Genomic DNA, 24,561 nt, shown 5'->3' on the forward strand with positions numbered 1-24,561 from the left:
GACTAGGTGAGTGACCTACACCATGCATCATTTTCAATATCACCAAGATTCTCTGTCCTGTGAAGACATCCCACTCGAACAAATCGCCAAGGAACAAGGGACGCCTTGTTACATCTACAGCCATGCGACGCTGACTCGTCACTTCCAAGCGGTTGATCAGGCGTTTGCGTCCGTTCCGCACATTATTGCCTTTGCGATGAAAGCTAATTCCAATCTTGCTGTGCTTCGGCTCATGGCTTCTTTAGGGAGCGGGGCTGATATTGTCTCGGGTGGAGAACTCTTTCGAGCGCTGAAAGCAGGAATTCCTTCTAACAAGATCGTCTTCGCCGGGGTGGGCAAGGATCATAAAGAAATCCGATATGCCATTGAATCCGACATTTTGTTCTTTAATGTCGAATCATCGGCGGAGTTGCAGGCCATCAATGAAGTGGCCAAGGGCATGGGGAAACAAGCCCGTGTGGCGCTCCGCGTCAACCCCGACATTGATCCGCAAACCCATCCCTACATTTCCACGGGCATGAAAAAAAGTAAGTTTGGGATCGGGGCGGATCTGGCATTGGCCGAATTCGAACGAGCGGCGGCATTGCCCAATATTCAGGTGGTGGGCCTTCATGCTCATATTGGATCACAACTGACGAAAATTAGTCCGTTTGTCGATTCGCTCACCAAGGTGTTGGGCCTTATCCAAACGCTGAAAGACAAGGGCATTCCCATTCAGTATCTCAATATTGGAGGAGGATTAGGCATCACCTATTCTGATGAAGCGCCGCCTCAGCCCAAAGATTTGGCCGAAGCCATTACCCCGCTGCTGAAACAGTCTCAATGTCAGATTGTCATGGAGCCGGGGCGAGTGATTGTCGGCAATGCCGGGATTCTGCTCACACGGGTCCTCTTTATTAAAGACACCGGCACGAAAAAGTTTGCCATTGTCGATGCGGCGATGAACGATCTGATTCGGCCCAGCCTGTATGAAGCCCACCACGATATTTTGCCGGTCCTTCGAATTCCCAATAGACAAGAAGAAGTCTTTGATGTTGTGGGTCCCATTTGTGAATCCGGAGATTTCCTTGCCCAAAATCGTACCATGCCCTTGGTGAAAGAAGGGGATCTGTTGGCGGTGATGAGTGCGGGCGCATACGCGTTCACCATGGCGTCCAATTACAATTCCAGACCACGAGTCCCTGAAATATTAGTCAAGGGGAGAGAAAGCTTTGTGATTCGTGAACGCGAAAGCTATGATGACCTCATTCGAGGGGAACACATTCCAGGGTTTCTTACCTCCTAAAGGATCAAGACAATGTTTTCTGGATCACTCGTTGCCATCGTCACGCCATTTAAAAACGGCAAATTCGATGAACAGTCCTATGCCGAGTTAATCGAATGGCAAATAGCGAATGGGACTCATGGGATTGTCCCCTGTGGAACGACAGGCGAGTCGGCTACGCTGACGCACCAAGAACACGAACGCGTTGTGGCCTTTACCATAGAGGTCGTCAATCGTCGGGTCTCCGTGATTGCCGGGACTGGGTCCAACGCCACTGATGAAGCGATTACATTTACTAAACATGCCAAGGAGGCAGGTGCAGATGCCGCTCTCCTCATCACCCCTTATTACAACAAGCCCACACAGGAAGGTCTGTATCGGCATTATGCCGCTGTGGCGAAGGCCGTAGATCTTCCGTTGATTCTGTACAATATTCAGGGTCGTACCTGCGTGAACATGATGCCCGAAACCATTGCGCGCACCGCCAAGCTCGCCAATGTTGTTGGAATTAAAGAGGGCAGTGGCTCCCTTGGGCAGGTGTCCGAGATCATTCAACAATGCGGTGAAAAGTTTACGGTTCTCGCTGGGGATGACGCCTTGACCCTCCCGATGATGGCCTTGGGCGCGAAAGGTGTGATTACGGTGACCGCGAATGTGTCCCCGAAAAACATGGCGAACTTGGTGAATGCTGCCCAGGCGGGAAACTTTGCCTTGGCGCGTACCTATCATTTTAAACTTGCTCCGTTGTTCAGTGCGTTGTTCTATGAGACCAATCCGATTCCGGTCAAAGAAGCGTTGGCCATGATGAATAAAATTGCTCCGGACATTCGTCTTCCTCTCACTCCACTGTCGGCAGACAACCAAGAACGACTTCGTCAAGTCATGAAAGATTCGGGGTTGATCTAAGTTTCATCATGGCTTCTCCCACCAAAGTCATCATTACCGGAGCCGCCGGACGAATGGGAAAACGGTTGGTGTCCCTTGTGCAAGAATCACCAAATCTTCAACTCGCTGGAGCCACTGAAGCGAAAGGGCACCCGGGTCTAGGAAGAGATGCCGGGGATATCGCAGGGTGTGGACCTCTGGGGGTGTCATTGGTGAGTGACCTGGCCACGGTGTTGCAACAGGCTGACGTGGTTGTCGATTTTACCTCACCGACTGTCACGCTTGGTCATCTCACTCTCGCCGTTCAGCATAAGCGCGCCATGGTAATCGGCACCACAGGGTTTTCTCCCGATGAGATGAAACAACTTCGGAGACATGCGGAATCAATCCCCTGCGTTCAAGCCCCAAATATGAGTGTGGGCATTAACGTGCTGCTCGAAATTATCGGAAAAGTCGCGCAGGCCCTTGGGGACGACTACGACCTCGAAATTATCGATGCACATCATAACAAGAAGAAAGACGCACCGAGTGGCACCGCCTTAAAATTGGCAGAAGCCTTGGCCGCGGCGAAGAACTGGGATTTAGAAGAAACCGGTGTCTATGCCAGACATGGTATCATTGGTGAGCGGTCGTCAAAAGAAATCGGCATTCAGACGGTTCGTGCCGGTGATATCGTGGGGGACCATACCGTGTTGTATGGTGGGCCCGGAGAGCGGATCGAAATCACGCACCGCGCCCACAACCGAGACCCATTTGCGCGGGGAGCCTTGCGTGCCGCAGAATGGGTAGTGAAGCAACCGCCTGGGTTGTATGGCATGGCGGATGTTCTAGGCTTATAATTTTTTAATTTCTTTATTGCGAGACAGTTGGGAGGTTTCAGTCATGGATATGTTTGGGAAAGTACCCCTTATAGAGATGCCGGTCCACGTCACACCGGATCAAAAGAAGTGGTTGGATAAAATGGTGGAGGAAGGCCGGATTGCAGTTCCTCCAGGTGGAACTTTAGAAAAAGGTTCGGTTATTTCTATGTTCCTTCGGATGTTGATCCACAACGCGATGGAAGAGCAGATGCGGCAAGCTGCATTGGATGCGGAGGACGAGGATGACGATGATGATGACGATTAAACGTTCCCTTTAATCCCTCCTTTTTCAGCTCCTTCAATATTCTTAGAAATCTGTTCTTCCCTTTTCCCCTCCTTTGTAAGGAGGGGTAGGGGAGGTAGAGTCTTCCTCTTCTCCTTTACAAATACTCTTCTCATCCAAATTCAAAACGGTTTGATTTTTTATTTTAGCCGGGTTTCGCCCCGGCCCGACGAGGTCCTTTTGTTTCGGCAAAAGGACCCAAAACCATTTTTGCCTGTGTGCGGCCCCTCCGATCCTACTAAGAAGCAGGTTCTGCGGGGGGCCTCCATCTCCGTCCCAAATAAGATGGCTCGGGAACTCGCTCCGAGGTACAAGGCCACCTCTCCGCTCAAACAGCCTTCGCCAGAATAGTCGAATTCGGAACCGCGGCTCCGCCGAGCCCGAAGGCGGAGAAACCCTCAAGAAATTAATCCCGTGTCCAAACTAATGATGGATCTGGCCGAATCCTAATGGGACTCAATTCTCTTGACTCGCCCTATTTTTTTAGGCACCTACCCCAGCATTGATCTCATATCCGCCAAATAAGAGTCGTAGGCTCTCCAACCTAGCAATGCAGTGATATTATCTGAATAATTCACGATCAGTTCGTTTTTTAAGTCAAAGGCTTGGTCCGTATAAAAAGTACCCTTATTATTAAAACTCTCAATCTGTGAGAGTTTTTTAAAGATAGCTGTATTTATTGGGTTCAAATTTCTCCCATCAAGGTGATTGTATTGGTTTCTGCCTGCATATATTATTAGCCCAATGGGAAGATCTCTTTCGGATCTGCCAACACAAAATTTTACTGGTTTTGTTCCAGGTTTTATTATTCCTTTGAACTCTGGGATAATATCCGTATTTTTCGAATACTTTTGAATTCCCATCGCAGCTAACTGCAAAACTGTCCCACAAAGTGTAGCTAGGGCAAAAGATTCATCGACAAACTTTTCTTGTGCTGCAATTGCATTTTCAATTTTGCCTCTATTAAGTTTTTCCCATTCACGGTATTCCTTTTGTATCTTTTCTTCTTCGGATTCATAGAACGCAAATGCTGGTGAATGAGCATCTTTCAGTATATTTATATAACTCTGAATGCCCTCAAAAAGCTTTATCGTCGCACTCTCGGTTTTGGAAAGATAATCTTCAATGGTATCCATTTGTGATATCGTAATAATTTAAAATATTCACATAAGATGGGGAGCTTTGAGTTCCTGTTCGTATAACACGCCTCGGGATTTCTCGTCGAGGGTTTATAAGATGGAACCAAGTTGAGAGTTAGGCTCAAGGCATGAGAATTAAATTTTCGTTGGAATTTCTCTTTCCTTCTCCAAATTCGCAGAAATGATTTCCTCTTGATATCCCGCGTTGGGCGTGGCTGGGCTGCCGCCCCGAATCGACTTTTGGGCGAGGGCTGTTTGAGCGGAGAGGTGGCTTTGCACCTCGGAGTGAGTTCCCGAGCCATCTTATTCGGGGCGGTGGACCAGGGACCAGCAGGGCCGCGCACGGGCGTAAATGGTTTTGGCCCCTTTTGCCGAAACAAAAGGGGCTCGTCGCGCGGGCGCGAAAGCCCGCATTTAATATTTCTCCAATCCTACAATTTCTTAAACACCTGATGTGCGGCTTCTAAGGTTTGATCGATATCGGCGGCGGTGTGGACGGTGGAGACAAACGCGGCTTCGAATTGGGAGGGGGCGAAGTAGGAACCGCGTTCTAACATCTTGTGAAAGAATTTGGCATAGCGTGTGGTATCTGATGTTTTGGCGGAGGCATAATCTGTGACTCGTCCATTTGTAAAGAATCCGCCCATGAGGGAGCCGACTCGGGTTTGATAAAAAGGGATGTTGGCTTGCTTGGCGGCTTTGCCCAACCCTTCGGCTAATTGCTGTCCTCGTCGTTCTAATTTTTCATACACGCCAGAAGTACTCAGTTTTTTCAATGTCTCGATTCCCGCGGTGACCGCTAAGGGATTCCCAGACAACGTGCCTGCCTGGTAGACCGGACCGACTGGTGCAATGAGATCCATGATTTCCTGTCTCCCGCCATAGGCTCCTACCGGGAGGCCGCCACCGATAATTTTCCCGAGACAGGTCAGGTCCGGTTTGATGTCGTACAAGGTTTGGGCTCCACCGTAGGATACGCGAAACCCTGAAATGACTTCATCGAAGATGAGCAGGATCCCATGCTTCTTTGTGAGGGTTCGCAGTTGTCGAAGAAATTCTTTTTTCGGCAAGACCACACCCATGTTTCCAGCAATAGGTTCCACAATGATGCAGGCCAGTTTTCGCCAATGTTTGTGAATCAGGCTTTTCACGGCGTCAATATCATTGTAAGGGGCCGTGAGGGTTTGGCTTGCAGCGGCCTTAGGAACCCCCGGGCTATCGGGAAGCCCCAAGGTAGCCGCGCCTGACCCCGCTTTCACGAGCAGGTGATCAGCATGCCCATGATAACAGCCTTCAAATTTGAGGATGGCATCACGCTTGGTAAAACCCCGAGCGACACGGATGGCACTCATAACGGCTTCGGTCCCGGAACTGACGAGACGAACTTTTTCTATGGAGGGGAATGCACGACAAATCATCTGCGCCAGGATGAGCTCTTGCTCTGTCGGCGCTCCATAGCTGGTTCCTAGGCTGGCGGCTCGCTGAATTGCTCGCACTACGGAGGGATTCGCGTGGCCTAATACCATTGGTCCCCAGGAAGCGACATAATCCAGGTAGGTATTGCCATCAACATCAGTCACCTTCGCCCCTTGCGCTCGCTTGATAAACAATGGGCTTCCTCCCACCGAGCGAAATGCTCGGACTGGACTGTTCACTCCTCCTGGGATTACCCGTTGGGATTGGGCAAAAAGTTTTTTTGATGTTGCGGTCTTCACGGATGAGGCCTCCTATTCAATGGTCACAATGAAAAAAATCATGGGGAAATTATTGCCCGTCCTTTTTTACGTCAATCGAAAATATCGACCCTCAAGTCTAGAAAATGTTTTTCCGATGGAGTCATTAACTGCCAATAAACCCACCATGATGGAAGGGAAACGCCATGTATCTTGAAAAACGACACATCAACGAATCCACGGTGTTAGACTGTTTTGGAAAGTTTGAAGATCAGGATCATGACTTGTTCATGCGCACCCTGGAAGCTGTATATGCCGAAGGATGCCGATATGTGGTCGTGAATCTCACGTCGGTATATCAACTCAGTGACAACATTATTGGATTGTTAAAATTTACACATGAATATTTTACGACGAGTGAGGGACAGCTCGCCTTGGTCAGTCCCTTAAGTTCGGTTCGCCGCGATCTTGACCAGGCGGAGATTACCTCTACTATACCCACCTATCTTGCTGTGTATGATGCCCTTCATCGCCGCAACGCGGTGGTTGATGATTCGGCATTGACTCCAGAGCCCCTACCTACCCGCCGTCCTTTTGGAATTCCTCCAAAGAGCCAAGAAGATCGGGAAATTTCCAAACACCCAACACGGGTGACTGAACAAGAATTGGTGGGTGTTGGGGACCAAGGTCAGTAAGCTGGGGGCTCTAGCTGTTCTCAGAGAACTTCGGCACACCTGAGGGTAGTCTAATCGTTGTAGCGTTGCCCATTTTCTCCGGACCAACGAACAATCCCGACTTCTTCTGATTCCCACAAGGCTTCTTGCTCCTGAACGGCCAGGTCCTGCTCCTTTTGTTGATCTTCCACGCTGGGTCTCCCAGAAACCTTTTGAAGAGTGGCGATCCACTCTGGCGGTTTTTCGCCTTTGGGGCAATCTTTCCGAAGCACATTGACTGGCATGTGAATTCCTCCTTAACCAAAACAGCCCATTCTTAATCCACAAGGAACTCTAATAGGCGTATCCTCCTTGCCTCATGATTGTCAAGGAAGGAATCCCTTTCATGGCTAGGTCTTCCCGTGCTTTTTTCATCCCTAGTGATCATGCCATTCCAATAATTTCCAAAACTGTCAACAACTAAAACACTGTAAATTAAGTTACCATTCTGTTCTTCAAGAAGGACATGAATGGACGGTCCTTTTTTTCTGGTCTTAAGAGTTCGCGACAATTTATTGTAGGGGAATCCTAGGCGAATGGGTTCATCCGCTATCATAATGTAATGAAATTACAGGACTTTTTCGAACAAATTGAGAGTTTCCCTCGCAGTGAAAGTCTTTCTATCCGCTTCAAATAAATTTTTGGGGCGACGCCCCATTCATATTGGCACGATAGTTGCGGCTTAAGCATTGTCGTAAGTGTTTCTCGTTGGTCAATACATTAGCAATTCAGGTGAGGGGGCATGATGGATACCCAAAAATTTGGAAAATCAGGCATCAAGGGATCTTCCCAAAGGCCATGCCTTTCCTCTACCGAAAAAACCCACTGGAAGCTGGCCGCGGTGGAAGGGCTCAATCAAGCCTTGTTTCAAGAACGAGGCATATACCAATTTGCCAGCATGACATTGGATTATGCCTTTCATATCGTTGGAGGCCAGGCAGGTTCTCTTCTTTTGGCCTCGCCAAAAAATAAACATCTAGAATTCTTTCTCTCCAAAGGATCCAATCCTGTGCCAAGAAACACGACGGTGGCCTGGCATTCGGGAATCGCCGGTTATGTATTTCATTCAGGGATCTCCGAATTTGTATCCGATGCCCCTCGTGACCCTCGCTACTGGCCAGAAATCGATCGGTTGACCGGATATTTCACGCAAAATCTCATTGCGACACCGATCAAGCATCCAAATGGGCATTCCATGGGGGTTGTGGAAATACTTAATGTGAACGAGGAAGCCCTAAGCGAAGAAGATAAGAAATTTCTTCAAGTGTTGTCCTCATTTCTCTCGATGGCCCTTCATCGTCAATGGTCCGACCAAATGACGCAACGAGAAGACTTAAAAAATTTTATCAAGGATTGTGCCCATGATATGAAAAATTTATTAATGCCCATTCTGGATGGCACGGATTTGTTGAAAGATGAATCCCGGCAAATTCTCGATCGAGTCCCGTCCCAGGAAATTCTCCTTATGAAGCCGAGTATCCATGTTTGGGAAGAAAGCCTGGGTATGATTGAAAGAAATGGCAGGCGCCTTCAAAGGAAAGCCAAGGACCTGGTGGACTGCCTCATGGGCCATATCGCCTTAAACGAACTCACCTCGTGTTCCATTCAATCGGTGACTGATGAGGTGTTGGACGCCTTGTCCATTCCTATTCACAAATTAAATCTGACCATCGAGAAATATGGACTGGAGACCCTGCCATTCCTGCAAGGCGATGAGAGAAAACTCTTTAGTGTGTTCTACAACCTTCTCCACAATGCGGTGACGGCTCTTCACAAGGGGGGCGTCATTCGGATCTATGGTTCTAGAGAGGGTGAACATATTTGCGTAAAGATTTGTGATGACGGCCCAGGAATATCCCAGGAAGAAATCGATGTCTTGTTTTCCACTAAAATAGTCAGCAAGAAATCATTGGGAAACGGATTGGGGATGAACAGTGTCAGGCACGCCATAGAGGAACACGGAGGCTTCATCAAGGTGGAAAGTGCCAAGGGCATTGGCACGACGGTTTATATTTCCCTCCCTATACAGGGAATGTTGGTAAACTCCAATTGGGAAAGTCCAGATTCCCCAAGAGACGGAGATTGATCCACAACAGGAGTTGACATATTTGCATTTCCTCCAACAAGGGTCCTACAATTCACCGTCAAGAGGTTCTAATACTGGCCGGAGGTGATGGGTGGATATTTAAGGACTTATTTTTAAAAAATATCAGACTATAAAGGGTACCTTTTGGTTAGTCCAAAAAATTTCTAATGTTGACCTTTTCCCTATCACCTCCCTTCGAAAAAAAACGCGAATTCGCTTTATTTCTAAATTTATCCGCTACTGCTAAAATCTTACTTCTCGCTGTCCTTCTGCTCATTGTTCTAGAGTTTTTGAGTGTTCCCTCATTTGCTCAGACCCCCCAACATCCCCAAGAACACTTCTCGAAGGGAATATCTGAATTTCAGAATGGAAAATTTGAACAAGCCGCGCTGAGCTTTTCAGATGCCGCCCGTTCTTATGAGGAAGATAAAAAACCCAATGATCAAATTCAGGCGCTGACACATTTAGCGGAATCTGTTTACCATTTGGGTCAATACCAAAAAGCTTTGGTCACCTTTCAGGCGGCATTGAATCTTTGTAAACGGGTGACAAGCTGCGTACAGCAGCCAATCCTCCTTGGCAGAATTGGCAATGTGCTCTTTGCCATGGGTCAGACCACACCAGCTATTGATTATCTAAAGTCTGCATTGACTTTGGCCAGAAGAGCAGATAACCCGTCCTATACGGCATCCTTGTTAAATGATTTAGGGAACACCCTCGCTGCAGATAACCGAAATGCCGAAGCAATTGCTGCCTACACCGAAGGGATCATATTATCGGAAGGGGTTGGAAACGAGTCTCTAGCCATTACCGCCCTCACCAATTCGGCAAAAACATGGGTTCAGGAAAAAGATGACGAAGCCGCAGAGCAACAACTCGATCTCGCCCAAAGCCGAATCCAAAAATTGCCAGACTCACACCAAAAAGTAGCCTTACTGGTTAATTTCGGCATGGTTTTTCATGATTTAAGTGATTCTATTTCCCCTCAGAAAAGACATCTAAAAAGGAAAGCCGCTTCTGCTCTTGAATCAGCAGCGCAAATTGGGGAACGTCTCGGCGACCATCGCATGAGTTCATACGCGTGGGGGCACCTTGGACGGTTGTATGAAGCCGAAGGGCATGTTCAGGAAGCGCTTCAGCTTACACGACGAGCCGTGCTGACCGCCCAACAGGCCAATGCGCCAGAGTCCTTATATCAATGGGAATGGCAAACCGGGCGCTTACTTCGTGCCTTGAACCAACCACAAGAGGCCATAGAGGCCTATCAAAGGGCGATAGGCACCTTGCAGCCGATTCGTTCGGAGTTTTCTTTTAGCCCCAAACATACTCTATTGAGTTTTCGTGAAAAGGTGGGGCCACTCTTCTTTCAACTTGCCGATCTTATTCTGAAGCAGGCCGATGTAGCCACGTCTATATCCCAATCACGCGAATGGCTCTTGCAGGCTCGGGAGACTGTCGAAGCATTCAAGGTTGCCGAACTTCAAGACTATTTTCGTGATGATTGTGTTCAAGCCACCCTCGCGCATATAGAAAAAGTTGATAAAATTTCCCAAAAGACAACGGCAATTCTCTATCCCATCATCTTGCCTAATCGGTTGGAACTGTTGGTGAGTGTCGCCGGCCAGCTCTATCGTCAGACGGTTCCTATTGACGAACAAACCTTCACCCATGAAGTCAGAGCGTTCCGGAGATTCCTGGAGAAGCGAACCACCAATCAATACAGGCCTCATGCACAACAATTGTACGATTGGCTCATCAGGCCAATTAACTCGGACTTGAAACAAGCGGGGATTGATACATTAGTCATCGTGCCAGATGGGGCGCTTCGTACGATCCCTATCGGTGCCTTATATGATGGGGAGCAATTTCTTATTCAGCACTACGCCCTTGCTACGACTCCTGGCCTGACTCTCACCGACCCTCATCCTTTGAACCGGGAGTCTTTGAAGGTATTATCGGTGGGTCTCACCAAATCGGTCCAGGGATTTCCCCCCCTCCCCAGCGTGGCTGATGAATTGAAGACACTAGACGAACTGTTTCAGGGCAAGGGTCTTATGAATGAACAATTTGTGGTGTCGTCCTTGGAACAGGAAATGAAAAAAGAACCATTTTCCATTGTTCATATTGCCTCACACGGAAGTTTTGCCAGCACTTCGAAAGACAGTTTTGTGTTGGCGTTTGATGAACCGCTGACTATGGATCGGCTCGATGAGATCATTGGGCTCTACCAATTCAGGGATTCCCCGCTGGATCTTCTTACCCTCAGTGCTTGTGAAACAGCGGCTGGGGATGATCGTGCCGCCTTAGGGCTTGCGGGTGTTGCGATTAAGGCTGGCGCGCGGAGTGCCTTGGCCACGTTGTGGTTTATCAACGACAAAGTTTCGTCGGACTTAGTTTCAGAATTTTACACTCAACTCTTAGATCCTTCCCTATCAAAAGCCATGGCGCTGCAACGAGCGCAAATAAAGATCATAGGGGATCCGACCTATCAGCATCCAGGATATTGGGCACCCTTTTTGCTTCTGAATAATTGGCTCTAACTGGCCTGTTCGAAGTGAGCCTTCCTATTAAACTCTTTCGCACTCCCATCCTCCTGTTTATCTTAGTCACCGTCTTTACGTCCATAGGCGTCATTGGCCTTCGCCACCTTGGCATCTTCGAGTTTCTGGAACTGGCCACCTACGACTGGACGCTACGCCTACAACCTTCAAACTCCACTCCCGACTCCCGAATTGTCCTAGTGACTATTTCGGAACAAGATATTCGTAGCATAGGGCGATGGCCATTGATCGACCACACCGTGGCTCAATTACTGGAACAACTTTCCCAATACGGCACCCGGGCCATTGGACTAGACATTTACCGAGATTTTGATGTCCCGCCTGGGACCGAACAACTGAACCAGATTTTTACCCGCAATCCCAACATCGTGACCGTGATGAAATTTCCTTCGAGAACTCACATGGGAATTCCCGGGCCACGTGTTTTAATCAACACAGACCAGGTGGCTTTTAACGACATACTTGAAGATTCAGGAGGAACGGTACGGAGAGGGCTGCTGTTTTTAGATAACGGTGAAATCAGCGCGACATCATTTGCCTTGGCCTTGGTTACTCGCTACCTACACCAGGAAGGGATGGTGCTTCAACCAGACGAAAAAAATTCTGCTTTTGTCAAACTGGGAGCTGTCACTCTTCCTCCCTTGAAGTCCCATGATGGCGCCTATGTCAATCTTGATGATTCCGGCTATCAATTCATCATTCGGTATCGTCATGGCAATCCCTCCTTTTCTCATTACGCGATTTCCGACATTCTCACAGGAACAGTGCCCGCTGGAGTATTTCAAAATAAAATTGTCCTCATCGGGGTCACAGCAGAAAGTGTAAAAGATTCCTTTATTACGCCGTATAGCGGAGGGTTGGACCATGAACAATCCATGCCAGGAATTGAGGTGCATGCTCAGATGGCGAGCCAGTTGCTTCGAATGGCCTTAGAGAGCGAACGGCCTATACAGGTGCTATCAGATTGGCAGGAGCAGGGATGGATCGTATTGTGGTGCATGATCGGGGGGTTAACCGCCCTGGTGATCCGAGCCCTTTGGTCATTTTTGAGCATTTTCGTAGCCTGGACAGTTCTGTTGGTGGGAATCGCATATTTCGCCATTCAATTTGACTGGTGGCTTCCCTTGTTGACCCCGGTTTTGGGCTTGTTAGTCACAGGAAGTCTTGTATCGACAGCACTTTCGAAGATGGAGCGAGATCAACGGCAGCTGTTGATGGATCTCTTTTCCAAACATGTCTCCCCCGAGGTCGCCAATTTGATTTGGCAACAGCGCGATCAGTTTTTTCACGATGGAAGATTGCGTACTCAGAAACAAGTTGTGACGGCGTTATTCGCAGACCTTGAAGGTTTTACACCCATCGCCGAATCGTTTACCCCTCAACAATTAATGGATTGGCTCAATCAGTATATGGAACTCATGGCCACCGTGGTCATGAAACACCAAGGGGTTGTTGACGATTATTATGGGGATGCGATCAAGGCAAACTTTGGCGTGCCCTTTGTCAGAACCACGGATTCGGAAATTCGCCAAGATGCCCAAAATGCCGTCATGAGTGCCTTAGAGATGAAAAATGAAATTATAAGACTCAACATGGATCTTAAAGCTCAAGCGTTGCCTCCCGTGCGCCTGCGGATTGGTATTTTTACAGGCCCCGTGGTGGCTGGTAGCCTGGGGAGTTCCCAGCGACTAAAATTCACCACAGTTGGGGATGCAGTGAATATCGCAGCACGGTTAGAAAGCCTTGACCATGCTCCTCAGGATTCGCTCACCGAAGAGGAACCTTGCCGAATCCTTATAGGAGAGACGACAAAGACCTACTTGGACGGACAATGGGAAACCCATGATTGCGGAGAAATCAAGCTCAAAGGCAAAGAACATCGAATCAAGGTGTATCGGATATTAGGATTTCTGGAAGAAAAGATGGATTCCCGCTAGGGACTGCGGGAATGACAACAGAGGCTTGTGGGTTTGTGAGTATGGGGGAGGGACCGTTTGTCTGCTGGAACCTCAATTCATCATGCCCGCAAGCTTTGAGCGGGTATCCAGATGGGCATTCCTTTCTTGGGAAAAGAAGGTTCGCAGGTGACCTTTCGGTCAAGCTATGTGGAAATCCCTCAAGGCTCCCCGATTCCATAACGTTTAATTTTTTTAATAAGTCCTTGACGGCTGAGACCCAAAAGTTTGGCAGTCTGTACTTGATTATAATGGCAAGATTGCAGAGCCTCCTGAATCATTCGTTTTTCTAAATCCTCAACGGCCTCATGAATGGTTCGACCGGGGGTAAGTGTTCCACTCTGGTGGAGAACCTTTCCAAAACGGATGTTGTCTTCTAAATCATCCATGGTCACGGTCGTCCGGCGCACCGTCACCACAATCCGCTTAATTTCGTTTTCAAGTTGCCGCACATTGCCAGGCCAAAAATAGGATTCAAACCTTTTTAGCGCTGACGGGGAAAATCGTTTGGGATCGGTTCGCAATTCCTGGCAATATTTATGGAGGAAGAAATTGGCTAGCATGGGAATATCACCGGGAATTTCTCGGAGGGCTGGTGTTTGAATGTGGATGATTTTCAACCGGTAATACAAATCTTCTCGAAATTCTCCCTCCCGAATGGCTTCCTCGAGTTTTTTATTTGTCGCTGCAATTACGCGAACATCAATGGGAATATTCGTCCGTCCTCCCACACGCTCAAACAGGCGTTCTTGGAGAACTCGCAGAATCTTTGCCTGGGCTCGTTTTCCCAAGTCGCCAATTTCATCGAGGAAAAGGGTGCCACCATTCGCTTGTTCGAATTTTCCTATCCTGGCTTCGACCCCAGTGGCGACTCCCTTTTCGATGCCAAATAATTCACTTTCAAGTAAATTCTCCGGGAGAGCCGCACAATTAAGGGCAACAAAAGGAAACTTGGCGCGTAAGCTGTTGTAATGAATGGCCTTGGCAACGAGTTCTTTCCCCGTACCGTTTTCACCGGTGATTAACACATCGACAGAGCTATCTCTGACCTGGTCGATCAGCCGAATGATATTTTGAACCCTCGGACTGGTTCCGATCAGATTTTGAGTGGCGAATCGTCCTTCCATCTCTTTCCAGAGTTGGGCATTGACTTGAGAGAGTTGGTCCCGCTGCTGCGTAACCAGGTGCAGAATTTGTGCCGTTTCAACTGCCGGAGCCGTTTGATCAACCAAAAATGTTCCCAATTCCAAATCTCGTCTAGAAAAAGAGCCGCCCTTTTTATTTATGGCTTCAAATACCCCAATGATTTCACCGGAATTAGACCGTAAGGGAATGGCTAAGACGCAACGCGTTCGAATGTGAGATAGGCGATCAATCCCTGGATAAAATCGGGCGTCCTGTGCCGCATTTGCCACGATGAGGGGGGTGCCGTTCATCAAGGCCGAACCGGCAATTCCCAGACGTGCGTCAAACCGAATAGGCACCCCATCAAGCGTGACAAAGGACACGAGTTCACAATGTTCCCGGTCATAGATCAGAATACTGGTACTTTCCGCCTGAAGAATCTTGGCGGCCTCTTGGGAGAGCATTTTCAGGAATTCCGGAAACTGGTTTTGCGCATTGAGATTACGGCAAAGATCAAGGACGGCGGTGAGTTCTTTTTTTGGAAGCTGCGAAGAGTTAGGCAACGTTTTGGAGTCTGACTTCATACGTCGAAACCCTTAGTTGCAGAGGAGAGGGAAAGTGAAACGCATCTCAGACCCTTAGTGTGTCATGATAAAAAAGGCTATGTCAACGAGGTAATCGAAATTGAAACAATGTATACAGTGGCCTCCCTCTCGGCGAGTGAATCACAATCCATTACCAAAGAGGAAAATGTTGGCACCTCACTTGCTAGAGAAACAGATAGGAGCATATTCTAATTTAGACTCAGGAAAGACATATATTTCCCGTAGTCTCTGATCAGGAGGGACGGACATGCGATACATTCAACTCACAATCGTGATGGTTATCTTAGGACTGATGGCAGGCGGAGTTTCGGGAAAACCTTTACCTGGAAAGGAAACCAAGGAAGATAAATTTATTGCCCGCAATGGAGCTAAATCAGGCAGCACTGTGGAAGAGAAAGAACAACACCTAGTTCAATCGGCCAAAATGGAAAAGGCGACTCGGATGCCAGTGTACAAACCACCGAAACGGGGAGCGCCTGGCGGTCGAGTTGGGGGAGGGACCCGGGGCGATGCCGGAATTCATTTGATGACGCATGTCTTAGCTCCAGGGCAAGTCAGGGGATTAACCAGCCAAGATCAACCCGATCTCTATTGGTATGTATCCAAATCAACCAATGTGCCTATCGAGTTTACATTGATTGACGAAGACGGGATTGAACCCTTGGTTGAAACTCGGCTCCCGTCCCCTGTGGAGGCTGGCATTCAACGGATTCGGCTTTCAGATTTTGGGGTTCGGCTGTCGCCGGAAAAGATGTACCGATGGTCCGTGGCCTTGATTCTTGATCCCGAGCATCGTTCAAAAGACCTTGTGGCCAGTGCAAGAATTCAACGGGCCTTACCCTCGGAAGTTCCGAAAAATGTCTCAGAGCATAGTGATGCCGTAGAAGCCACGTTTATCCATGCCGAGGCAGGATTGTGGTATGACGCTATCGCGGCCATATCCCGGGCCATTAAGGAATCTCCCGAGGAAACCCGCTTGCAACAGATTCGGAACGCTCTGTTGGATCAAGTAAACCTAGAAGAAGTGGCGAGGTTCGACCGCATAGCCAAAAAGAAATTTTAGGGAACATTCTTTTTTCACCCTTCCAACAGTCGTTAGCGTGAAACCATCTGATTTTTCTTGCCTGAGGCGGCTAAGAAGGATGGGTTCCCGCCATTAGCTTGCGGGCACGACGAATAAGCCTCCAACAGGTATCAGGCGATGTCCTGTCCCTAATTACAATCCTCACTAATCCCTCTGGCTTCCCGCTAGTAACCGTGGGAAGCCAGCTTGCAGTTTTCCTCCTCGGGGAGAACCCTTGGATGCCTGCTAACGTATTGCGGGCATGACGGATGGGAAATTCCACGGGTAACCAGCCCTATTCCTATTACTACAGTGCCATCGCCCACCGTTGTCATACCCGCAGTCTTTAGCGGGATTCTATCTGGTACTTTCTTTCCTTTTTCCTGATGACCCCAAAAACGTCACGATATTCTGTGAAGCAATTAAGTCTCCTTCTCCCTAAACCGAAAAACAGGAGGATAGAAGAATGACGCACTCATTCATGGTTTTCCTTGCCCTGCAACCTCCGGAGTTACATGGTCGCGAAGAGAAGAACGCGAGGATTTATTCTGTTGGGCATGGTTTCCGTATGTCTCACCCTTCCCGCTTCCGGTTTTTCCCAAGCCTTCTTGAATCCTGAGCACCTTTCCGAAATTAACGGCCTCGCCCATGTGGACCCTGGCGAAACCGGGACAATCGAAACAGCACACACCCAAGTAGCCATGGAACACATTGAACTTCCCGCCATGGCAGACCCGTTTGCCAATCGCGATGCGTTAGTGCTGGTTCGCTTGAAAACCCCAGCTGCACGAGCAGACCGTTCACCAGTCCTGGCGGAAATTTACTTTGATGCGAAACGCTATTTCCTCAAACGAGAAGCGGCCCAAATAATTGTTGAAAGTGCAAAGCTCTTGGCCCATGATCACACTCGCAAACTTCAGATTGAGGCAATTTGCGATAAGCGCGGCACGACCGCGTATAGTGTGGCGTTGGGAATCCATCGAGCTGATTCTGTAACCCGCTACTTACAAAATCTCGGCGTTCCATCTTCACAAATATCAACCATCTCTTTTGGTTCCCACCAACCTCGTTGTTACGGTCGCGCATCGGACTGTTGGCAAGACATGCTTCGTATTGACCACGCGTTCCAGTTGTTAGCTATGAACCGCCCTCAGTCAGGATGCTTGGCGCGACTTCGATTAACCCCGGGAATTAATGAACAAGTAACGTCTGAGCACGCGACTCACCAGCCATTCCTCCAACGAATTCACCTCGCAGAGTCACGGTAAATTTCGAGAACTAACGCAGTTGACTGAGACGAAGCGGATTTTCTGAATTCCACTCATCTTTCGGCATTCCGATATAGAGAAAGAAGTCCAGGAAATTATAAGACGGATCCCCGCTAGAGACTGCCGGGGGCGACTGGTAGCAATTAAAAGTGGCTCATCAGGAAATGGCGTGGGTTTAAGATGTGGCCCTCGATATTATCCTTGGCCATGGGTGGGGGCGGGGATACCTTTCCAGGGACAATGGGGATTTTGTAGCCGCAGCATCTCATGCTGCCATCTCAAAGGGTGCGTGATTCCTCATCAAGTCTTCTGGCCAATTCAAATCCTGGAAGAGCCTTAAAAATTAATCCAGCACGTTGACCACAAGTTGCAGATGGATGCCGTCATCCTGGAGGTTTCCGCCGGTGGTGGGAACATGGTTGAGAGGAAGGCCCCAATAAATGCTGAAATGGGCTCGGTCGAATATTGACGCTCGTAATCCCAACCCGACACTAGCTAGGGTTTCGGGGTCGGGGTTGACACCCTTGGCGACCCAGGCGCGCCCCACATCGAGAAAGGGAGCAAACTGCAGATTCACCGGCCCCAGCATCCCAGGCAAGAGGGGAATGCGGGTTTCAACAGAAAACACAAAAGCGTTGTCGCGAACCAGTTGGTTTTCTCGATAGCCTCGAACGCTATACCGTCCCCCCACTGCCGATTGTTCAAGGGGAAACAGTCGGTCATTGGCATACTGCAGAATCATCCGGCTCAAAAGCTGAATCCCTGAGGGATCAAAACGGTGCGCCCACTGGGCCTGTCCTTGCCAAGAGAAGAATTGGGTATCGGGAAGACTGCCCCCGTTATTCGTCGCATCGAGGATATCAATGCCCCAACTCATTTGAGAGCGGAGAGCCATCACATCTTGCCGTTGTCGATTGGTCCATTCTTGAACAAAGCGTAACGCCGAGACGACCGACTCCCCATTGGGTTTGGCCCCGGGAGTAAAAATATTGGTGCCCACATTGGATAAGAAAATCTGACTCCGCAGCCGCTCAAACCCCAAAGATACTGCCAATTCTTGTTCGAGAGTGCGATAAAGAGGCTGGCGAATGGAGAAGTGGACAATCTCTGATTCGCTCTTAAGATTCAGGGTGTCAAACGGAGCTTCCACAATGGCAAAGTCGTTTTTGCGGTATTGCACCAACAGAGTGGTGTCCCAAGGGCTGAGGGGTAGCAGGTAGCTTGTTTCAAATTGCGGGTCGAGGCCATCGGACTTTCCATACGTCACCGTGAAAATATCCCCAAGCCCAATAAGATTTTGATGAGAGATTGTGGCTGAACCCCGCTCTGCACCGACGGTGGGCGATTGAAAATTATTCAAGTCCGTCCACATCTTGTATGGACTGGCTTCTTCAACTTTGACGAGCAGGATGCTTTGGCCAGGCTTGAGCCCTGGTTTCAACTCCGCATTGACTCGTTTGAAGCGGCGATCTTGTAAAAGCAGTTGCAAGCGTTTTCGAAGTTCATAAATGTTGAGAGGTGTCCCGGCACTGAGGCGAATCCGACTTTCCAAATAAAACGGAAAGAAGTGTTTTGTTCCTTCAACCTGAACATCCGTGAGTTCGCCTTCGATGATTTGGATGGTCACCACGCCATCTTGGACGGTTTGGTCAGGAAGAACTGCTCCGGAATTGATGTACCCTTTGTTGACATAGAGCAACGTCAATGCCTGCCGAATCTTTTGGAGGTCTTCGGTTGTCAATTCCCGATTAACATAAGGCGCAATGACTTCATCCAACTCTTCTTGAGTAAACACGGTACTCCCAATAACCTGTATATCCTTAATGAACACCCGAATGAGAGGAAGCCGCTGGCGGCTGGGATCTATGGCTGGAGGAGGAGGAAGAATCCGTTCTGGGGGAGGAATTGGCTTTGGAGGAATTTGTTTTTCTAAGGCCGGAGGTTCCCCAGATCGTCCGCTAGGATCAAGCGTTGGGGGGACTAATTGGGAAAAACCCTTGAGGGGAAGCACCAGCTCCAAACAGGCGAAGAAGACGAGAAAAATGGAAGGCTCCAGGCTCAAGCCAACAACGCCGTTCCGGGATACCGCATTCTCGTTTCGCATTGGCTTGGTATGAATGCTGGTCTTCAACGAACAGCCCTCTGAAAAAGGAAAATGAGTCAAGGAGAAAAAAACAGGAAGACAATATGAACCTTCCTTGTAGGTACTATAATTCTTACCTCCTAAAAATTTTCTTTGAAGAATTCACAGGGGAGGCCAGTATAGCAATGTTGAGAGGAGTAAATAAACGAGATTTGAGAAATGATTAAAAAATAACTTAGGCGGCACAACCGCGAATGGTATCACCAATCATCCAATGAGAGTGCCTAGCCAATTCATCGGCGGCTTCCATACCAAGACGTTTGACCATATTCCCGGATGGTTCAGGAATAAAACTTGGAGAGTTGGAAAATGATTGAGGCAGGCTCATGTTAAGCGGACTCGTCATGAATCCACCAGGAGGTGGAGGGATACCATCGCGTCCACCTTGAACAAAGCTACTGAACTGCCCACCCTGTTGGGCGGCACAACGCGCGGCAAACATCTTGGCGACTTTCAAAGCGTCCTGTGGCAAGGGGGTGATGATGCCGCTTAAATTGATAATTGGCGCTTGAACATCCAGAGACCCACTCGTGCCAAACTGGGAAGAGAAGTCAATGTTCTCAGTGGTGAATTGATCAATGAAGACCCCTTGTGTTGCAGTAAAGGTGATGTTGCCTCCCGTGCCTTCAAAAGCATTTGCCACTATCCGGCTATTTTCTATAATGATCCAAAGAGGGTCAAAATCGATGTTGGCACCTTGAGTGGTAGGACCACCTCCAGTCGAACCGGAAATCAAGCTGTTCCTCACATGGATGAGAATATTCGCATCGAATTTAATATTACCTGCATTACCCAATAGAGACTGCACATTGAAGGTACTGTTATCGACAAAAATAGTATCTCCTGCCACGACAGTAATTCCTCCTGCCGTCCCTACTAACGGATCAGCAGCAATGGCTTGGGCGTTGGTATTCGTATTAAGAGCTGTCACCAAGGAATTATTAGTAAATTCGGCATTTTGGGCAGCATCAATTAAAATATCTCCACCCTGTGCTCCAACGGCTGACGTGGACAGGGTGGCATTGTTACTTTGGAAATTGCCCCCTGTGGTAGTAATGGTCACGCTCCCGGAGTCACCGGCATTCGCAGCCATGCTGGAACTTTGGGCCGAAGCGGTGGCTCCATTGGAAAAAACAACCTGATTGCCGGTAACTGAAATATTTCCTCCCTTTGCTATTGTTTCAGTTTCGCTAAAGAGGCCTGTATTGGCGCCAGTAATTGTGACATCATTTTCTGAAACGACCGTTATGGGGCCACCCTCACCCGTAGCGTTATTCGCACTACTACTATCAAAACGGCTCCCACTGGCGATGGTTACCGAGTTGGTGGCGTTTATAGTGGTAGATCCGGCATTGCCTTGACCGGTGGTGGTGGCCAGAGAGGTTGCGCCGTTAGAAAACGTGACATTGGTGCCGTTGACGGAAATAGCTCCACCGTTGCCGGTGCCAGCGGTCCGAGTTCGTACGCTTCCTTGATCAAATAGAATCGTTGGTGCATTTAATGTGATGGGGGCGACGTCGGAGTTAGCCGCATCGCTGACAATTCGAGATGGTTCACCCAAAGACTGCCCCTTTACCATAAGGGAATTTGTCCCTGTGATGGAGATGGCTCCTCCCGTCACGTTAACCGATTCCGTATCTACACGAGCTCCAGTATCTAAAACAAAATCGGCAGCCTGAATCGTTATTCCTTGGTTGGAACCAGTGGCAGCTGGGCCAAGATTCCGATTGGAGATACGTGAGTTGTTGCCAGAAATGGTCGTCGTGTTATCTGTTTCAATGCTCACAAGCCCGGTGGAACCTGAACCGGTATTTGAAGTCAGTACTGAACCGCCGGACTGCACGACAAGGTTTTTGGCGTCGAGGGAAACATTATTGGCTAAACCTCCACTTTGGGAGACTGTGTTGATCGAACCTTGGTTTTCAACGATGATATCTTGGCCTGCGGTTACGGATACGATTCCACTATTACCTGTCGCACTAGTTGACGCGCTTTGGATTACACTATTAGCCCCTGAGACGCGTACGTCATGGTCTACGTTGACGGTCACGTTTCCGGCATTCCCGTCTGGAGAAGGATTGCTACCAGAGTTCGTTTGAATGGTGGAACCTCCTTGCACTTCGAGGTTATAGGCTTCCACGATAATGTTCCCTGAATTGCCTTCGGTCAAAGTGTCGCTAAAAATTGTACTCCCATTATCCATTGTCATAGTTCCAGTAAGCTTAATGTCGACGCTAGGATCTACAGGGTCTTGGACGTCGAAGTTTTGTGCAAAGACAACCGATCCGGTATCCATGACGAACTGGCCACCACGAATGAGGACGGTCCCGCTCTGGCCATTGGCCTCAAAAAAGAGGTCGGATACATCTACAAAAGATCCGCCGGTTAACGAGACTTGTCCGTTATTCTGTCCCGGCGAATCAATATCCAAAGTTGATCCCCCGGGAGATGTGGTCACTGTTCCTTGTGTAGAAAGACTGGCTAGTTTGACTTTCCCGCCCCCAGCAAACAAAAAACTTCCTGAATTCACATCGATGTCCCCGCCAATGAGCGTGAGATCTTCCCCGGTTGGTACGTTCAGAAAGAAAGATCCATTTACTCGAATGGGCATTGGGGTATCGGTGGTAAATTCAAACCCCTGCGGATCACCGATATCGGCAAAATCTTCAACAAAACCAAATTCGTTCACTGGATTCATTCGGAGGATGCTGTTTGAGTTCGCATCCATGGCAGGATCTGCATATAACACGGTGCTATCTTCATAATGAATGACGTTTGCCGTTGTTGCCGTGAACGATCCTGGTTGCCCCAGGGTTCCAATATTCAACGTGGCATTCGGCCCAAATTCTATTCTAAAGGGGTTAATCAGAAAAAAATTGGCCCCAGGAATGGTGGAGTTCAGGGTCCCATCAATTATTGATACCTGTCCTCCGGTGACCCGGCTCAGGACATTGGCAATTCCCGGTGTTGCTCCCGTGAACGTGGCGCTTCCGCCGGTGGGAATATTGAACACTCCAAAACTATGTATCAGACTTGACCCGAGCACAACACCCATCCCCTCGGTGATGGTCACATCAGGATCGGTAAAACCTTGGGGACCGCTTCCCCCCAAAGGTTGAAGGGTTCCATCAATGGTGATGTGCGGGGTCTGTGCCACGGCCTCACCTTTTAATTCCATGAGAGGACTCAGGAAGATGAGGCCGGTCAAAAACAGAATCAGCTTTCTGCCCATGGCAGAATTAGGGAATGCTGAGGGTTTCATCCGAGCACTGATTAGTCGTGACACGCACATGGAGGGTTCAATTCCTACTCAAGTCTGAAATTATCCTCTTTGGTTTCATGTAAGATTCTTTAACTCGACTTTTCTTTTCCCTTTAGCCCAGGATGCCTCTCCCAAGCCTAAACCGAAAAGACGAGTAGACATTCAAATTTCCTATTTTACGGTTCTTTCTAGTGTTGTGGCCATTCGTCAAGCTCCGTAACAGATAGAGCTTTTGTCGGGTTTTTCTGGCTCCAAGGCTTACTTACCATTAGGAGCCTTCGGGGCATTGAATACAAAACTCTCCCCAATAATCATGCTCCTCCCAAAATTCACCAACTTCCACATTAGCCGAGGAACCGCCCGTGGACTTACCAGTGACCGTGATTCCTCCTCCCTCCGCAATTTCAATCCAGTCATCTTTGTCTGTTAATAAAAAATTAAAAATCCCTTTATACCTACGGGTATTACTCCCCATGACTGGATTATCTTGCCAACCGCCATCCCACACCACAGGGCTATATCCTACCGTCTTGTTGTAATACCAATTAGTGGTCGGTGGGGGAGGGAGTGGAGTCTTGACTGTGGGATGAACATGTTGCCAAGTGCCCGTTGGAGGAAACACATAGGCACCACTTACGTGCACTTCACTCCCCACGGCTCCTCGTATGCTCGGCCCAAATTTCCGCTTAACAGACATGGAAGTCACGGCATCCACATAGACTTTTCCATCTTGGTCTTGCACTGAATTATCGAAGTCCTCTCCCCAAAATTCTATGTGTCCGGTTACTCCGGCATCCAATGCCGTGATTTTCATATTCCTTAGGATGACCTTATCAGGGCTACTATCTATCACGCTGACGCGGGCATTATTACTCGAATTTGGAAGCGCTTCGATTTTGTATTGTTTCCCGGCGCTGTCGGTATAGATCCCACTGAGGTTTAGTTCCTCTGGGGGATCTCCAGTGGTAGGAGGTATTAAATTACCTTCAATAGTCGCCTTGGCCGTTGTTCCTTGTGAGACCGATGGGATCAGTAACAACCCTAGCAAACAGAGCGCAAACAATGATAAACAGGGTCTTTCCTTGCACATGTGCAACCTCCTTTTTTCACTCAGCATAAATGAATTAGTAAAATAACGTTATTGGAAACCTTACTTTGCCAATACATCATCGATGTAAAATTTGAGTAACTTATCTTTTGTTTGGCTACTGACATCTTCCAATGCCTTTCTGGCTTTGCTTGAAGGGTCTTTGGCATGAATGGCTATGGCGTCAATGGCCCTGTATTTACATCTCTCACGAAAGTCCGCTATGCCTTTTTTTAAAAATTCATCCATTGATTCAAGCTTTCGGGTTTCAATTTCTTTTTGACTCAGACCCTTGGGACTTCCCTCGAGATATTCGCGGCGTTCGGCAAACTGTGCCTTCAGTTCATCGGTTCTCGTAATCGTGGCTTGTTGCACAATCGACGATCCTGCCGCGCCCTGAATAATGCTAATTAATTCATCCGGCGAGAGGTTTTCTGGACCCGAGCCCCCATTGAATTCGCAGTCAGGACCTAATTGAACGGTGGCGTGTGCCCGTTCTTGCGCCTGTGCGCTCCAGATAACCACCAATCCCACAACAACCACAATTAAAAGATAATTTCTAGATGCGATGTATTGTTTCATGACTATT

The 24,561-nt window shown here is 48.5% G+C and carries 18 protein-coding genes; 10 read left to right on the top strand and 8 right to left on the bottom strand.

Annotated elements, in window-relative coordinates; genetic code table 11:
• The first annotated feature begins 22 nt into the window (after positions 1 to 22).
• The 4 genes from lysA to PPG34_RS11685 are packed head-to-tail and all read left to right on the top strand — an operon-like array spanning position 23 to position 3,274.
• Positions 23 to 1,285, top strand: coding sequence for a diaminopimelate decarboxylase (lysA, locus tag PPG34_RS11670; protein ID WP_313833490.1), 1,263 nt, complete (start codon positions 23 to 25; stop codon positions 1,283 to 1,285).
• Positions 1,286 to 1,297: 12 nt separating this feature from the next.
• Positions 1,298 to 2,170, top strand: a complete 873-nt coding sequence (gene dapA / locus PPG34_RS11675; RefSeq protein ID WP_313833491.1) for a 4-hydroxy-tetrahydrodipicolinate synthase — start codon at positions 1,298 to 1,300, stop codon at positions 2,168 to 2,170.
• Between the two features lie 8 nt (positions 2,171 to 2,178).
• Positions 2,179 to 2,988 (top strand): 4-hydroxy-tetrahydrodipicolinate reductase, encoded by an 810-nt coding sequence (gene dapB / locus PPG34_RS11680; protein WP_313833492.1) that lies wholly within the window; start codon positions 2,179 to 2,181, stop codon positions 2,986 to 2,988.
• 43 nt (positions 2,989 to 3,031) lie between these two features.
• A complete protein-coding gene (locus tag PPG34_RS11685; protein WP_313833493.1) occupies positions 3,032 to 3,274 on the top strand; it encodes a hypothetical protein in 243 nt (80 codons plus the stop codon).
• A gap of 509 nt (positions 3,275 to 3,783) precedes the next feature.
• Here PPG34_RS11685 and PPG34_RS11690 read toward each other — a convergent pair.
• Positions 3,784 to 4,428 (bottom strand): hypothetical protein, encoded by a 645-nt coding sequence (locus PPG34_RS11690; protein WP_313833494.1) that lies wholly within the window; start codon positions 4,426 to 4,428, stop codon positions 3,784 to 3,786.
• Between the two features lie 434 nt (positions 4,429 to 4,862).
• Positions 4,863 to 6,146 carry a glutamate-1-semialdehyde 2,1-aminomutase gene (hemL, locus tag PPG34_RS11695; protein WP_313833495.1) on the bottom strand — a complete coding sequence of 428 codons (1,284 nt, stop codon included), beginning with the start codon at positions 6,144 to 6,146 and terminating at the stop codon, positions 4,863 to 4,865.
• A gap of 164 nt (positions 6,147 to 6,310) precedes the next feature.
• On the opposite strand from hemL, the gene PPG34_RS11700 reads away from it, so the two are divergent.
• The gene (locus PPG34_RS11700; protein ID WP_313833496.1) at positions 6,311 to 6,799 is read left to right on the top strand and encodes an STAS domain-containing protein; all 489 of its coding nucleotides are present in this window, start codon (positions 6,311 to 6,313) and stop codon (positions 6,797 to 6,799) included.
• Positions 6,800 to 6,849: 50 nt separating this feature from the next.
• Here the strand turns inward: PPG34_RS11700 and PPG34_RS11705 are convergent, their stop codons facing one another.
• A complete protein-coding gene (locus tag PPG34_RS11705; RefSeq protein WP_313833497.1) occupies positions 6,850 to 7,062 on the bottom strand; it encodes a hypothetical protein in 213 nt (70 codons plus the stop codon).
• A 497-nt stretch (positions 7,063 to 7,559) separates the two neighbouring features.
• Between PPG34_RS11705 and PPG34_RS11710 the strand changes: the two genes are divergently transcribed.
• The 3 genes from PPG34_RS11710 to PPG34_RS11720 all read left to right on the top strand — a co-directional run bounded on the left by PPG34_RS11710 (position 7,560) and on the right by PPG34_RS11720 (position 13,401).
• Positions 7,560 to 8,903 carry a GAF domain-containing sensor histidine kinase gene (locus PPG34_RS11710; protein WP_313833498.1) on the top strand — a complete coding sequence of 448 codons (1,344 nt, stop codon included), beginning with the start codon at positions 7,560 to 7,562 and terminating at the stop codon, positions 8,901 to 8,903.
• Positions 8,904 to 9,193: 290 nt separating this feature from the next.
• On the top strand, positions 9,194 to 11,443 hold the full coding sequence (locus PPG34_RS11715) for a CHAT domain-containing protein (RefSeq protein WP_313833499.1): 2,250 nt from the start codon (positions 9,194 to 9,196) through the stop codon (positions 11,441 to 11,443).
• 14 nt (positions 11,444 to 11,457) lie between these two features.
• On the top strand, positions 11,458 to 13,401 hold the full coding sequence (locus PPG34_RS11720; protein ID WP_313833500.1) for a CHASE2 domain-containing protein: 1,944 nt from the start codon (positions 11,458 to 11,460) through the stop codon (positions 13,399 to 13,401).
• Positions 13,402 to 13,580: 179 nt separating this feature from the next.
• On the opposite strand, the gene PPG34_RS11725 is transcribed toward PPG34_RS11720, so the two are convergent.
• The gene (locus PPG34_RS11725) at positions 13,581 to 15,128 is read right to left on the bottom strand and encodes a sigma-54-dependent Fis family transcriptional regulator (RefSeq protein ID WP_313833501.1); all 1,548 of its coding nucleotides are present in this window, start codon (positions 15,126 to 15,128) and stop codon (positions 13,581 to 13,583) included.
• A gap of 268 nt (positions 15,129 to 15,396) precedes the next feature.
• On the opposite strand from PPG34_RS11725, the gene PPG34_RS11730 reads away from it, so the two are divergent.
• Both PPG34_RS11730 and PPG34_RS11735 read left to right on the top strand, forming a co-directional pair.
• Positions 15,397 to 16,212, top strand: coding sequence for a DUF928 domain-containing protein (locus PPG34_RS11730; protein ID WP_313833502.1), 816 nt, complete (start codon positions 15,397 to 15,399; stop codon positions 16,210 to 16,212).
• Positions 16,213 to 16,769: 557 nt separating this feature from the next.
• Positions 16,770 to 17,480, top strand: a complete 711-nt coding sequence (locus PPG34_RS11735; RefSeq protein ID WP_313833504.1) for an OmpA family protein — start codon at positions 16,770 to 16,772, stop codon at positions 17,478 to 17,480.
• Between the two features lie 343 nt (positions 17,481 to 17,823).
• On the opposite strand, the gene PPG34_RS11740 is transcribed toward PPG34_RS11735, so the two are convergent.
• The 4 genes from PPG34_RS11740 to PPG34_RS11755 all read right to left on the bottom strand — a co-directional run bounded on the left by PPG34_RS11740 (position 17,824) and on the right by PPG34_RS11755 (position 24,554).
• The gene (locus PPG34_RS11740; protein ID WP_313833505.1) at positions 17,824 to 19,611 is read right to left on the bottom strand and encodes a ShlB/FhaC/HecB family hemolysin secretion/activation protein; all 1,788 of its coding nucleotides are present in this window, start codon (positions 19,609 to 19,611) and stop codon (positions 17,824 to 17,826) included.
• A gap of 187 nt (positions 19,612 to 19,798) precedes the next feature.
• Positions 19,799 to 22,915 (bottom strand): beta strand repeat-containing protein, encoded by a 3,117-nt coding sequence (locus PPG34_RS11745; protein WP_313833507.1) that lies wholly within the window; start codon positions 22,913 to 22,915, stop codon positions 19,799 to 19,801.
• A 238-nt stretch (positions 22,916 to 23,153) separates the two neighbouring features.
• Positions 23,154 to 23,975 (bottom strand): hypothetical protein, encoded by an 822-nt coding sequence (locus PPG34_RS11750; protein WP_313833508.1) that lies wholly within the window; start codon positions 23,973 to 23,975, stop codon positions 23,154 to 23,156.
• A 60-nt stretch (positions 23,976 to 24,035) separates the two neighbouring features.
• Positions 24,036 to 24,554: a hypothetical protein gene (locus PPG34_RS11755; protein WP_313833509.1), complete on the bottom strand. Its 519-nt coding sequence runs from the start codon at positions 24,552 to 24,554 to the stop codon at positions 24,036 to 24,038.
• Positions 24,555 to 24,561 lie beyond the last annotated feature (7 nt).

This window comes from Candidatus Nitronereus thalassa, assembly GCF_032191465.1.
In the GTDB taxonomy this organism is placed as follows: Bacteria; Nitrospirota; Nitrospiria; order Nitrospirales; family UBA8639; genus Nitronereus; species Nitronereus thalassa.

What these genes read in the sequence shown, in the direction of transcription:
- PPG34_RS11725 (WP_313833501.1), bottom strand. Translation starts at nt 15,128, where the DNA reads ATGAAGTCAGACTCCAAAACGTTGCCTAACTCTTCGCAGCTTCCAAAA.
- PPG34_RS11705 (WP_313833497.1), bottom strand. Translation starts at nt 7,062, where the DNA reads ATGCCAGTCAATGTGCTTCGGAAAGATTGCCCCAAAGGCGAAAAACCG.
- PPG34_RS11700 (WP_313833496.1), top strand. Translation starts at nt 6,311, where the DNA reads ATGTATCTTGAAAAACGACACATCAACGAATCCACGGTGTTAGACTGT.
- PPG34_RS11735 (WP_313833504.1), top strand. Translation starts at nt 16,770, where the DNA reads ATGGTTTCCGTATGTCTCACCCTTCCCGCTTCCGGTTTTTCCCAAGCC.
- PPG34_RS11745 (WP_313833507.1), bottom strand. Translation starts at nt 22,915, where the DNA reads ATGTGCGTGTCACGACTAATCAGTGCTCGGATGAAACCCTCAGCATTC.
- PPG34_RS11755 (WP_313833509.1), bottom strand. Translation starts at nt 24,554, where the DNA reads ATGAAACAATACATCGCATCTAGAAATTATCTTTTAATTGTGGTTGTT.
- PPG34_RS11690 (WP_313833494.1), bottom strand. Translation starts at nt 4,428, where the DNA reads ATGGATACCATTGAAGATTATCTTTCCAAAACCGAGAGTGCGACGATA.
- lysA (WP_313833490.1), top strand. Translation starts at nt 23, where the DNA reads ATGCATCATTTTCAATATCACCAAGATTCTCTGTCCTGTGAAGACATC.
- dapB (WP_313833492.1), top strand. Translation starts at nt 2,179, where the DNA reads ATGGCTTCTCCCACCAAAGTCATCATTACCGGAGCCGCCGGACGAATG.
- PPG34_RS11685 (WP_313833493.1), top strand. Translation starts at nt 3,032, where the DNA reads ATGGATATGTTTGGGAAAGTACCCCTTATAGAGATGCCGGTCCACGTC.
- PPG34_RS11710 (WP_313833498.1), top strand. Translation starts at nt 7,560, where the DNA reads ATGATGGATACCCAAAAATTTGGAAAATCAGGCATCAAGGGATCTTCC.
- PPG34_RS11750 (WP_313833508.1), bottom strand. Translation starts at nt 23,975, where the DNA reads ATGTGCAAGGAAAGACCCTGTTTATCATTGTTTGCGCTCTGTTTGCTA.
- dapA (WP_313833491.1), top strand. Translation starts at nt 1,298, where the DNA reads ATGTTTTCTGGATCACTCGTTGCCATCGTCACGCCATTTAAAAACGGC.
- PPG34_RS11730 (WP_313833502.1), top strand. Translation starts at nt 15,397, where the DNA reads ATGCGATACATTCAACTCACAATCGTGATGGTTATCTTAGGACTGATG.